The 11,743-nt window shown below is 66.7% G+C and carries 9 protein-coding genes and 1 pseudogene; 2 read left to right on the top strand and 8 right to left on the bottom strand.

Annotated elements, in window-relative coordinates:
- Both VMJ11_RS24390 and cydB read left to right on the top strand, forming a co-directional pair.
- Positions 1–196, top strand: a pseudogene (locus VMJ11_RS24390) (cytochrome bd-I ubiquinol oxidase subunit CydA); the annotation flags it as partial.
- A 31-nt stretch (positions 197–227) separates the two neighbouring features.
- Positions 228–1,364: a cytochrome d ubiquinol oxidase subunit II gene (cydB, locus tag VMJ11_RS24385; protein ID WP_325622584.1), complete on the top strand. Its 1,137-nt coding sequence runs from the start codon at positions 228–230 to the stop codon at positions 1,362–1,364.
- Positions 1,365–1,448: 84 nt separating this feature from the next.
- Here the strand turns inward: cydB and nagE are convergent, their stop codons facing one another.
- From nagE to cyoE, 8 genes are all read right to left on the bottom strand, one after another.
- Positions 1,449–3,227, bottom strand: a complete 1,779-nt coding sequence (gene nagE / locus VMJ11_RS24380; RefSeq protein ID WP_325622582.1) for an N-acetylglucosamine-specific PTS transporter subunit IIBC — start codon at positions 3,225–3,227, stop codon at positions 1,449–1,451.
- Between the two features lie 146 nt (positions 3,228–3,373).
- Positions 3,374–5,971 (bottom strand): phosphoenolpyruvate--protein phosphotransferase, encoded by a 2,598-nt coding sequence (gene ptsP / locus VMJ11_RS24375; RefSeq protein WP_325622580.1) that lies wholly within the window; start codon positions 5,969–5,971, stop codon positions 3,374–3,376.
- Between the two features lie 12 nt (positions 5,972–5,983).
- Positions 5,984–6,991 (bottom strand): SIS domain-containing protein, encoded by a 1,008-nt coding sequence (locus tag VMJ11_RS24370; RefSeq protein ID WP_325622586.1) that lies wholly within the window; start codon positions 6,989–6,991, stop codon positions 5,984–5,986.
- Positions 6,984–8,087, bottom strand: a complete 1,104-nt coding sequence (gene nagA, locus VMJ11_RS24365; protein ID WP_325622578.1) for an N-acetylglucosamine-6-phosphate deacetylase — start codon at positions 8,085–8,087, stop codon at positions 6,984–6,986. The genes VMJ11_RS24370 and nagA overlap by 8 nt, the downstream gene beginning before the upstream one ends.
- Positions 8,088–8,163: 76 nt before the next feature.
- Complete coding sequence (locus VMJ11_RS24360; protein ID WP_325622576.1) at positions 8,164–8,898, bottom strand: GntR family transcriptional regulator; 735 nt, start codon at positions 8,896–8,898, stop codon at positions 8,164–8,166.
- A 468-nt stretch (positions 8,899–9,366) separates the two neighbouring features.
- On the bottom strand, positions 9,367–10,179 hold the full coding sequence (locus tag VMJ11_RS24355; RefSeq protein ID WP_325622574.1) for a MetQ/NlpA family ABC transporter substrate-binding protein: 813 nt from the start codon (positions 10,177–10,179) through the stop codon (positions 9,367–9,369).
- A gap of 171 nt (positions 10,180–10,350) precedes the next feature.
- Positions 10,351–11,013, bottom strand: coding sequence for an SCO family protein (locus VMJ11_RS24350; RefSeq protein WP_325622572.1), 663 nt, complete (start codon positions 11,011–11,013; stop codon positions 10,351–10,353).
- 4 nt (positions 11,014–11,017) lie between these two features.
- The coding region (gene cyoE / locus VMJ11_RS24345; protein WP_325622570.1) for a heme o synthase at positions 11,018–11,743 on the bottom strand (726 nt) is incomplete at its 5' end.

Below are 11,743 nucleotides of genomic sequence, written 5' to 3'. Positions count from 1 at the left end.
TTCCGCTTCGAGCCTCGCGCCCAGCGACGTCATCGTGAGCATCGCGGGCTTCGTGGTCTTCTACACGCTGCTCTTCATCATCGAGATCGCGCTGATGTTCAAGTACGCGCGCCTCGGTCCTTCGTCGCTGCATACCGGACGTTACTTCCACGAGCAGGATGCGGCCGCGGTGACGCGCGGCGGCAACGTCGCGTGATACGCGCGCAAGCGTCATAAGGAAACACGCCATGGACTACGCAACTCTCAAGGTGATCTGGTGGGTGCTGATCGGCGTGCTGCTGATCGGCTTTGCCATCACCGACGGCTTCGACATGGGCGCGGCCATCCTGCTGCCCTTCATCGCCAAGACCGATGAAGAGCGCCGCATCGTCATCAACACGGTGGGCGCCACGTGGGAAGGCAACCAGGTCTGGTTCATCACGGCGGGTGGCGCGATGTTCGCTGCCTGGCCGCTCGCCTATGCGGCGTCGTTCTCGGGCTTCTATTTCGCGATGCTGCTCGTGCTGTTCTCGCTGTTCTTCCGGCCCGTGGGCTTCGACTATCGCGGCAAGCGCGTGAACGTGAGATGGCGCCAGGGCTGGGACTGGGGCCTTTTCCTCGGCGGTTGCGTGCCCGCGCTCGTGTTCGGCGTGGCGTTCGGCAACCTGCTCCAGGGCGTGCCGTTCTCGTACGATTCGGATCTGCGCGTGACGTATCACGGCAGTTTCTTTGCACTCCTCAATCCGTTCGCGCTGCTCTGCGGGCTCGTGAGCGTTTCCATGCTCAGCGCGCACGGCGCGGCGTTCGTGAAGACGAAGACCGAAGGCATCGTCGCCGAACGCGCGTCGAAGGCGTTGCGGCTCTTCGCGGGTCTCACCATCGTCTTCTTCCTGATCTCGGGTGCGCTGGTGGCAACGCTGATCGGCGGCTATACGATCACGTCCCCCGCGCCCCTCGACACCGTGGCCAACCCGCTCCTGAAGAGCGTCGAAGCGGGGCCAAGCCTCTGGCTCACTAACTACGGGCTCTATCCCTGGACCGCGCTCGCGCCCGCCGCGGGCCTGCTCGGCGGCGCGCTCGCGGTCGTGCTCGCGACTTCGCGCTTCGAGCGGCTCGCGTTCCTGAGCACGTCGCTGCAGATCGTCGGCGTGATTCTCACGGCGGGCTTCTCGATGTTCCCGTTCATCATGCCCTCGTCGCTCGACCCGCGTTCGAGCCTCACTGTCTGGGACGCGACCTCCAGCAAGATGACGCTTCAGATCATGCTGATCGCCGTCATCATCTTCCTGCCGATCGTGCTCGCCTACACCGCATGGGTCTATCGCGTCATGCGCGGCAAAATCACTTCCAGCGCGATCAAGGAAAACGAACATACGCTTTACTAAGCATCCAGGCACGCCTCGGCGGCCCCAAAACGAAAAACGCCGCGGCATGTGCCGCGGCGTTTTTCATTGGCCCGGAAAAGCCGGTCAGGCGGGCTGGAGCGCCAGCTCGCGGGCATAACGCGCCGCGGCTTCGCCTACGACGATGTGCAGCGTATCCGCCGAGACCCAGGCCACGTCGAGCGCGCCGAGCTTCTCGCGATCGACCGCCGCCTGGTCACGCACGACCACGCGCAGACGCGTGGCCGCCACCGCATCGAGCGACACGATGTTGGACGCGCCGCCGAGCACGGCCAGCCAGCGCGACGGATTCGGATCGAGCGGGCCCGCATGCGGCGCGGCCTCCGTGCTCGCGGTCCCGGCCGCCTGAACAGGCTGAGCCGCGGTTTGTGCCGCCGGTGCCGCCGGTGCCGAACCCGCAGCAGCCGCAGCCCCAGCCGCGCCCGCCGTACCGCCGCGCGCGATTTCGGTGCGGATCTCATCGGCGATGATGTCCGCTTCCGGTCCGATGATGACCTGCACGCTTTCGCCGCCGCGCTTGAGCACGCCGCGCGCGCCGATCGCCTTCAGCGCGGGCTCCGAGACATGCGCCGGATCGGCTACGGTGAGACGCAGACGCGTCGTGCAGGCATCGACCACCTTCAGGTTGGCCGCACCGCCGAGCGCATCGATATAGCGCGCCGCGCGCGAGAGCGCAGTAGCCGGTTGCGCCACGCCCGGCATCGACGAAGCGATCGCGGTGTCGCCGGCCGAGGCTTCACGGCCCGGCGTGGGCAGATTGAAGCGGCGAATGAAGAAGCGGAACAGCACGTAGTACACGACCGCGTAGGCCACGCCGAGCGGAATCGCTTCCCAGCCGTGCGTCGAGAGCCCGAAGTTCAGCACGTAGTCGATGAAGCCCGCCGAGAACGTGAAGCCGAGCTTGATGCCGAGCAACGAGCAGATCGCCAGCGACAGCCCCGTGAGCACCGCGTGAATCCCGTAGAGCACCGGCGCGAGGAACATGAACGTGAACTCGATCGGCTCGGTCACGCCCGTGAGGAACGAGGTGAGCGCCATTGAGAGCAGCAGGCCGCCCACCATCGCGCGGCGCTCCTTCGGCGCCTCGTGCAGCATGGCGAGGCAGGCCGCCGGCAAGCCGAACATCATCACCGGGAAAAAGCCGGCCATGAAGCTGCCCGCCGTGGGGTCGCCCGCGAAGAAGCGGTGCAGGTCGCCACTCACGGCCGCGCCGCCGCCTGGCGGCGTGAACGAGCCGAACACGAACCACACGAGCGAGTTGAGGATGTGGTGCAGCCCCGTGACGAGCAGCAAGCGGTTGAGCAAGCCATAGACGAAGGTGCCGATCGCGCCTGCCGTGGTGAGCCAGTGGCCGGCGCTGTCGATCACGGCCTGCACGGGTCCCCACGCATAGCCGAACACCACGCCAAGCACGAGGCACGCGAGCCCGGTGACGATGGGCACGAAGCGCTTGCCGCCGAAGAACGCAAGGAACTCGGGCAGCTTGATGTCCTTGTAGCGGTTGTACAGCATGCCCGCGACGACACCGGCCACCACCCCCGACAGCACGCCCATGTTGAGCTTGTCGTTGATGTCCTTCATCACGGCGGTCTGCACCAGATAGCCGAGCGCGCCGGCGAGCGCGGCCACGCCGTTGTTTTCCTTCGCGAACCCTACCGCGATGCCGATCGCAAACAAGAGCGGCAGGTTATCGAAGATCGCGCCGCCCGCGTCGGCGATGATCTTGATGTTGAGCATATCGGCCTGGCCGAAACGAAGCAGGATGCCGGCGACCGGCAGCACTGCGATCGGGAGCATCAGCGCGCGGCCGAGGCTTTGAATCTTGAGAAACGGATTGCCATCCATCGAACTGCCTCCAGTCCTTGTCTCTTGCGTGACGTAGTGCGTTGGTGAGAGAGGCCGGCGCGCGATCGCTGCGCGCCGACATGTACTCTTGAGGATTGCTTATGGTGTTTTGAACCAGCCCTTCAACCAGCCCTTCAACCGGGCCATCAATCGAGCGGCCAGCTTTCGCGACTCGCCGCGCGCACGGCTTGCGCCGACTCGAGCGCGAGCGCCGCCTGTGCGCGTTGACGACATGCGGCGTAGTCGAGCTTGCGCACGCGCGCCTTGATCGACGGGACGGAAACCGGATCGACGGAAAGCTCGGTCACGCCAAGGCCGACCAGCAGCGGCACCGCCAGCGGATCGCCCGCCAGCGCGCCGCACACGCCCACCCACTTGCCGTGCTTGTCCGCGCCCTGCACCGTCGCGGCGACGAGGCGCAGCACGGCCGGGTGCAGCCCGTCGGCTTGGGCTGCGAGATCGGGCTGGCAGCGGTCCATCGCGAGCGTGTACTGCGTGAGATCGTTGGTGCCGATCGAGAGGAAATCGGCATGACGCGCAAGCTGGTCCGCGAGCAGCGCCGCCGAAGGCACCTCGATCATTACGCCCACCTCGATCGGCTCAGTGCGGCCTGCCTCGCGTGCAAGCGTATCGATGCGCTCGCGCAGACGCACGAGCTCGCCCACGTCGGTGACCATCGGCAGCAGGATGCGCACCTTGCCCGCCGGCTGCACGGCAACGAGGCCGCGCAGCTGGTCGTCGAGCAGATCGGGACGCACCTGCGCGAGGCGAATGCCGCGCAGGCCCAGCGCCGGGTTCGGCTCGGGCGGAAGTGTCAAATAGTCGACTTCCTTGTCGGCGCCCACGTCGAGCGTGCGGATGATCGCGGTGCGGCCTGCGAGCGCATCCGTAATCGCCTGGTAGCTCTGACGATGCTCCTCCACCGTCGGCGCGGCCTGGCGGTGGATGAACAGCAGTTCCGTGCGCAGCAGGCCCACGGCGTCCGCGCCGTTTTCGACCGCCGTCACGGCATCCTCCAGCGTCGCGATGTTCGCCGCGACTTCGACGGCGTGGCCGTCACGCGTGGCCGCGGCCTCGTGCGAGGTGCGGCGGTTCGCTTCGCGCACGCCCGCAAGGCGCGCTTTCTCGCCGCGCGCACGTTCGACGTCGAGCGCGCTCGGCTGCCAGGCGAAGCGGCCTGCGCTCGCATCGATGACGACCTCGGTGCCTTCGGGCACCGTATGCAGCGCGTCGCCGAGCGCGACGAGCGCGGGAATGCCGGCCTGGCGCGCGATGATCGCAGCGTGCGAGGTCGCGCCGCCGCGCGCCATCACGAGCGCCGTCACGCGTGTGCGATCGAGCGTCGCGAGATCGGACGGCGTGAATTCGTCGGCGGCCAGCACCGCTTCTTCGGGCAGCGTGCGCGACGCCGTGTTCGAAAGCCCGAGCGCGCGCAACACACGCTTTTCGAGGTCGCGCAGGTCGGCGGCGCGCTCCGCGAGCAGCGGGTCGTCCACCTTGCCAAGCACCGCGATCTGCGCGCGGATGGCCTCGCGCCAGGCATAGCCCGCGCTCTTGCCGAGGCTGATCGCATCGCGCGCGGCGTCGACGAACGTGGGGTCTTCGAGCAGCACGCGGTGCATCGTGAAGATGCCCGCCTCGCCGATCGCTCCACGCTGCGAAGCCGTGCGCACGCTCTGGTTCAGTTCGGCGTCCACGACGGCGATGGCCTTGTCGAGCAGACGGCTCTCGGCCGCCGAGGTGCCGCTCGCAAGCTCGGGAGGCGTGAGCTCGGCTTCGTCCCAGCGCACCAGCTTGCCGACCGCGACGCCGGGCGCCGCGCACACACCCGCGAGCACGCCGGGCTCGTCGGACGGCACGATGCTGGCCGTAGCGGCTTGCATCACGGGCGCGGGCGACTGCTGCCGCGCCGGCGCTTCGCCGCCCTCGCCGGGCGCTTCACGCAGGAGTTCGTCCGCAACGGCGTCCACGGCGCGCTGCGCCTCCTTGCCGATGCCGACGAGTTCGATGGTCGCCCCCTCGCCCGCGCCGAGAGCGAGCAGCCCCACGACGCTCTCGATGGCGGCCTTGCGCTCGCCAAAGCGAACCTCGACGCGAGCCTCGATGCCGCGCACGGCCTCCCGCGCCCGCGCGGCAGGCCGCGCATGGAGGCCGCCTGCATGCGTGAGCTTGATGCTGCGGCGCGCTTCGTTCGCGACCACCTCGGTGGTGGCAACGGCAATCGCCCCACCATCACGCGCGCGCAGCACGAGCAGCGAAGTCACGCCCGCTTCGACGTGACCTGCGCCCGCGCGCTCGATCACTTCGAACGCGTCCGAGTTCGCGATCGCCACGACCGAGACGAGACTCGGGGCATTGCACGCCACCACGTCGAGATCGAACTCGATCAGCGCTTCGCCGCGGCGCACCTGCGCGCCCTGCGCGACCTTTGGCGTAAAACCCTTGCCGCTCAGCTCGACCGTGTCGATGCCGATATGCACGAGCACCTGTGCGCCTTCCGCCGTCTGCAGCGTGACTGCGTGGCCGGTGCGCGCCAGATGCATGACGATGCCGTCGCACGGCGCGACGAGCTGACCGACGAGCGGATCGATGCCGATGCCGTCGCCGAACAACCCTTCCGAGAACACCGGATCGGGCACTGACGCGAGCGGCACGACCGGCCCGGTGAGCGGCGCAACCAGCACGATATGGCCCTCGGCGCGATTTAACGGATCCATCAGGCGAGACTCCTCGATGCGTTCCATCAGCTTTCCAATCTAGTGGGTTTCAGTGACTTTGTTCAGGTAGCGCGGCTCGTCGGGATTGCGGCCGCGCGCAGCGGCGAGGCTCGCCGCCATTACGTAAAACGAAAGAATGGCTGCGATCGGATCGAGCGCCGGGTCGGCAGTCGCTTCGAGCGGCAGCGTCGCACCGGGCACGTCCGCGGGAGCGGCGAGCAGCACGCGCGCGCCGCGCTTTTGCATGTCGCGCGCGAACTCGATCAGGCCCGCCTGCTCCGGCCCGCGCGGCGCGAACACGAGCAGCGGGTAGTCGCGATCGATCAGCTCCATCGGACCGTGCCGCACTTCGGCGCTCGAAAACGCCTCGGCCTGGATGCCCGAGGTTTCCTTGAGCTTGAGCGCCGCCTCCTGCGCGACGGCGAGGCCCGGCCCACGGCCGATCACGATCATCTGCGTGACCTCGCGCAACTCGTCCACGGCCTTCGACCAGTCGAGCGCGCCCGCGCGATTGAGCGCGGCGGGCAGTGCGCGCACGGCGTCGAGGAACGCAGCGTCGCGCTGCCAGAAGCCGACGAGCTGCGCCGACATGGCGAGCATCGCGATATAGCTCTTGGTGGCCGCCACGCTGATCTCGGGACCGGCGAGGAGCGGCAGTTCGGCGCCGGCGGCGGCGGCGAGCGGCGAGCCCGCGACATTGACCATCGCCGCCGTCAACGCGCCCGCTTCGCGCAGCGCCTTGATCGTCGCGACGAGATCAGGACTCCTACCCGATTGGGAAAAAGCAAGGGCAAACTGGCCGCGCACACGTAAGGGCGCCTGTTGCAGCGTGGCGATCGACATGGGAATCGAGGCCACCGGCACGCCGATGCGGCTCATGGTGAGCGCGGCGAAGTAGCTCGCCGCGTGGTCCGAGCTGCCGCGCGCGACGGTGAGCGCGACATGGCGCGGCTCGGCCTCGAGCGCGCGGGCGAGCGCCTCGACGCGCGAAGTGTCCGCGAGTTGCGCGGCGACGACGCTGGACGAGGCCAGCGCTTCCTTAAGCATATTCGACAATCGATTCTCCTTCGACATAGGTCGCGGTGAGCGCCAGCTCGCGGTCGAACACGTTGACATCGGCCCATGCGCCGCGCACGAGGCGGCCACGGTCTTCGATGCCGAGATAGTCGGCGGCGTAGCGCGACAGGCGCGCGGACACGTCCGCGATCGGCAGGCCGATCGAGACGAGATTGCGCAACGCCTGGTCCATGGTGAGGGTGCTGCCCGCGAGCGTGCCGTCGGCGAGGCGCACGCCGCCGAGGCACTTCGTCACGCGCTGGCTGCCGAGGCGGTATTCGCCGTCGGGCATGCCGGTGGCCGAGGTGCTGTCGGTCACCACATAGAGACGCGGAATGGCGCGCAACGCGGCGCGGATCGCGCCCGGATGCACGTGCAGCAGGTCGGGAATGATCTCCGCGTACTCGGCATGCGCGAGCGCCGCGCCAACTACGCCCGGATTGCGATGATGCAGCGGCGACATCGCGTTGAAGAGGTGCGTGAAACCACAGGCGCCGTGCTTGAGCGCGGCCACGGCGTCGTCGTAGGTCGCGAGCGAATGGCCAAGCTGCACGCGCACGCCGCGCGCCGCCATCTCGCCGATGATCTCGATATGGCCCGCGATCTCGGGCGCCACAGTCACGACGCGGATGGGCGCGATCGAGAGGTACTTGAGCACTTCGTCGAGCACGGCGGAGACGGCCGCGTCGGGCTGCGCACCGAGCTTGCCCGGGTTGATGTACGGGCCTTCGAGGTGCACGCCGAGCACGCGCGCACCGCCCTGCGTGCGATTGCGCGCCACATCGCCCAGGCCCGCGACGACGCTCATCAACTCGTTGCGCGGCGCGGTCATGGTCGTGGCGAGCAGGCTCGTGGTGCCGTAACGGGCGTGCGTACGCGCGATGGTTTCGATCGCGTCGCCCGCTTCCATCACGTCGGCCCCGCCGCCGCCGTGCACATGCAGATCGATGAAGCCCGGCAGGATGTAGGGCGCGTCGTTCTTCGCCGGATCGGCGGCCTCGCCTGTGATCGCGGTGATGCGTCCGTTCTCGAAGGACAGTGAGCCGTAAATCCAGCCATTAGGGGTGAGTATGTTTCCGCTCAGCATGAGATTCTTCCGATAAGGCGCATCCAGGCGCGGTAGGACGTTTCGGTGACGTGCATGAGAGAGACAGCGGCGGCGCTCATTGGCGCAACTCCGCAACGAAGTCGTAATAGCCGTCGCGGCAATAGGTGTCGGTCAGCTCGATCGCACGCTGATCGGCGGAAAAGCCCACGCGCGTGATGACGAGCAGCGCCGCGCGCGGCTCGACGCCCATCAGCGTGGCGATCTCGCCCGTGGCGTTGACGGCGCGAAAGTGTTGCAAGGCGCGCACCACGGGCACGCGGCGCTGCTCGAGATACGTATAGAGCGAGCCGTCGATGGCCTGCGGGTCCGGCACGATCGAAACGGGCAACGCCGAATGCTCGACGGCCATCACGATGCCGTCGGCGCGGCGCAGCCGGCGCAGGCTCGCGACCGAGGCGCCTGGCGAAAGCCCGAGCTGCACGATCTCCTCGCGCCGCGCGGGGCGCACCTCGCGCTCGAGCCACACCGAATCGGGCGTGAAGCCGCGCTGCTCCATCTTCTTCGTGAAGCCGGTGAGGCGCGAGAGCGGATCCTCGACGCGCGGCGTGATGAAGCTGCCCGCACCGCGTGCGCGCCGGATCAGACCTTGCTCGACGAGCAGTTCGATCGCCTTGCGCGCCGTGATACGCGATACGCCGATGGCGTCCGAAAGCGTGCGCTCCGAGGGCAATGCCTCGCCGGCCGACCATACGCCACAGTGAATGGCCGTGGCAAGGTTGCGCGCGAGCTGCAAATAGAGCGGCGTCACATTGCGCGCATCGGGCGTCAGGGCAGACCAACGGGTTTCCATGGACTTTGCGCCAGCGGTTGGAGAGATCGTGAGACGGCCGGACATCCGAATGAGAGGACAGTGGATCCGGTGCGAAAGCGAGCCCATTATATAACCACAATAATACCAGTCAACAGATAGCGATCCGATCGAGCAAGATGAAAAATATCGTTTAAATTCAATCGATTGCACGACATCATAAGGCCCAGCGCGACGTGCTCGCGGGATCAGGATTTACCCTGGAAGGGGTCCATCTGGGCTCTTCATTGGGCTCAATTCGAGCAGATTCGGGCTATCTGGACCAGCCCAGCGCGATACCACCATAGAACCAGCGCGTGCTCCATTTTGAGTGAATCCGGCACAAGCCCCTTCGGACAAACGCAACGGGCAGTGAATGGGCATAAAAAAACGCCGCGGCTTTCGCCACGGCGTTCTTGCGTACTGCCCGGATTACGCGCGCCGATCGGGCGCTCGCTGTGATTCGGTCGATCAGAACGACGGAACCATCGAACCCTTGAATTCGTTCTTGATGAACTGGCGCACATCTTCCGACTGATAAGCGGCAACCAGCTTCTTCACCCACGGCTTGTCCTTGTCCTGGGTGCGCACGGCGATCAGGTTCGCGTACGGGCTGTGGATGTCCTCGAGCGCGATCGCGTCCTTGGTCGGCTGCAGGCCGGCGGCCAGCGCGTAGTTCGTGTTGATCACGGCAGCGTCCACGTCGCCAAGCGCGCGCGGCAGCTGCGCAGCATCCAGTTCGACGAGCTTCACCTTCTTCGGGTTCTCGGCCACGTCGAGCGGCGTCGCGTTGTTGCCGTTGGCGCCCACGCCCGGGCGCAGCTTGATCACGCCCTTGTTCTGCAAAAGCAGCAGCGCGCGGTTCTCGTTCGACGGATCGTTCGGCACCGCGACCTTCGCACCTTGCGGCAGATCGTTCAGCGACTTGAGCTTCTTCGAGTACACGCCGATCGGCGAGATGTACGTGAGACCAGCGTTCACGAGCTTATAGCCGCGCTGCTTGATCTGGCTGTCGAGATACGGCCCGGTCTGGAAGCTGTTCGCGTCGAGTTCGCCGGCGTCGAGCGCGGCGTTCGGTTGCACGTAATCGTTGAATTCGATGACCTTCACGTTCAGGCCTTCGCGCTTCGCGACCTTCTGGACGACGGCCCAGACCTGCGCGTCCGGACCGGAAACGGTGCCGACCTTGATGACCTGGTCGTCGGCGCGGGCGCCGAAGCTGGCTGCGAGCGTGGTGGCGGCAATGCCGGCGAGGAGGGCTTTAATCAGATTTCTGCGCTGCATGTACAAGATGTTCCTGCGTGGTTCCGTTGTTTCCCCGGCCCGACGGTATTGTGTGCCGTCTACCGGGCGATATAAATGCTCTCATATGGCGCCAGCTGCGGGAAATAAAGAATTCGCATACTGGTATGCCGGCGCGGCGCCCCAACTGGCGCACCGCAGCGAACGCCCGCGTTAGCCGGGGTTCGCGCCGAGCAGGATCTTCAGGTCGTGCAGCCAGGGCGTGACGCCCTGCCCGTCGCGCGCGAAGAGGCGCAGCTTGCCGGTCGTGTCGAAGACGTAGCTCGCGGCGGTGTGGTCCATCGTGTAGCTGTCAGGCGTATTGCCGGGCACCTTCGCGTAGTAGACGCGGAAGTCCTTCGTCACCTGCTTGAGCTGCTCTTCGTTGGCGGGACGCAGCGCAACGAAGGTCGGATTGAACGCGGCCACGTACTGGCTCAGGACCTGCGCCGTGTCTCGCTCGGGATCGACGGAAACGAACAGCACCTGAACGCGCTTCGCGGCATCGGGCCCCAGTTGCTGGAGCGCCTGCGAAAGCTCGGCCATGGTGGTCGGGCAAACGTCGGGGCAATGTGTATAGCCGAAGAAGAGCACGACCACCTTGCCGTTGAAGTCGGCGAGCGTGCGTGTCTTGCCACTGGTGTCGGGCAGCGCGAAGTCCTTGCCGAACTGCGTGTTGCCGGTGATGTCGAGATTCGTGAACGACGGCGGCTGCTGGCCGCAGCCAACCAGTGCCAGCATGCCGCCGAGCGCGCCCGCGGCGGCGAGACCGATCAGCAGAACGCGCAGCGAGACACGCGTGGCACGCGCCACGCGCGCAAACGTTGAGCGGACCATGTCGTTACGCCCCGATAAGCGCATGCACGTAGTGATCGACGAGCAGCGCCACGAACAGCAACGAGAGGTAGACGATCGAATAGCGGAAGGTCTTGCGTGCGAGCGCGTCGGAGTACTCGAGGTAGATCTTCCACGCATAGGCGAGGAACACCGCACCGAGCAGCACGGCCGCAGCCAGATAGAGCACGCCGCTCATGCCCGAGATGTACGGCATCAGCGTGACCGCGAACAGGATCACGGTGTAGAGCAGGATGTGCAGACGCGTGTACTTTTCGCCGTGCGTGTTGGGCAGCATCGGCAGGCCGGCGTTTTCGTAGTCCTTGCGGCGGTAGAGCGCGAGCGACCAGAAGTGCGGCGGCGTCCACACGAAGATGATGAGCACGAGAATCCAGGCGTCGCCGGGCACGTGGCCCGTGACGGCCGCCCAGCCGAGCGCCGGCGGCATGGCGCCCGAGGCGCCGCCGATCACGATGTTCTGCGGCGTGGCGGGCTTGAGCAGCAGCGTGTAGATGATCGCGTAGCCAATGAAGGTCGCGAACGTGAGCCACATGGTGAGCGCGTTGGTGAACGTGTAGAGCACCCACATGCCGATACCGCCGATCACGGCGGAGAAGATCAGGATCTGCATGCTCGTGATCTCGCCGCGCGCCGAAGGACGCCAGGCAGTGCGACGCATGCGCGCATCCACCTTCTGCTCGACGAGACAGTTGATCGCGAAGGCCGCACCGGC

The sequence above is a fragment of the Paraburkholderia sp. genome, from assembly GCF_035501035.1.
Lineage (GTDB): Bacteria > Pseudomonadota > Gammaproteobacteria > Burkholderiales > Burkholderiaceae > Paraburkholderia.
This window is presented reverse-complemented; position numbering and strand designations above follow the sequence as displayed.

Coding starts and splice junctions, on each gene's coding strand:
- VMJ11_RS24350 (WP_325622572.1), bottom strand. CDS start 11,013: ATGGTCCGCTCAACGTTTGCGCGCGTGGCGCGTGCCACGCGTGTCTCG.
- ptsP (WP_325622580.1), bottom strand. CDS start 5,971: ATGGAACGCATCGAGGAGTCTCGCCTGATGGATCCGTTAAATCGCGCC.
- nagE (WP_325622582.1), bottom strand. CDS start 3,227: ATGGATGGCAATCCGTTTCTCAAGATTCAAAGCCTCGGCCGCGCGCTG.
- VMJ11_RS24370 (WP_325622586.1), bottom strand. CDS start 6,991: ATGCTTAAGGAAGCGCTGGCCTCGTCCAGCGTCGTCGCCGCGCAACTC.
- nagA (WP_325622578.1), bottom strand. CDS start 8,087: ATGCTGAGCGGAAACATACTCACCCCTAATGGCTGGATTTACGGCTCA.
- VMJ11_RS24355 (WP_325622574.1), bottom strand. CDS start 10,179: ATGCAGCGCAGAAATCTGATTAAAGCCCTCCTCGCCGGCATTGCCGCC.
- VMJ11_RS24360 (WP_325622576.1), bottom strand. CDS start 8,898: ATGGAAACCCGTTGGTCTGCCCTGACGCCCGATGCGCGCAATGTGACG.
- cydB (WP_325622584.1), top strand. CDS start 228: ATGGACTACGCAACTCTCAAGGTGATCTGGTGGGTGCTGATCGGCGTG.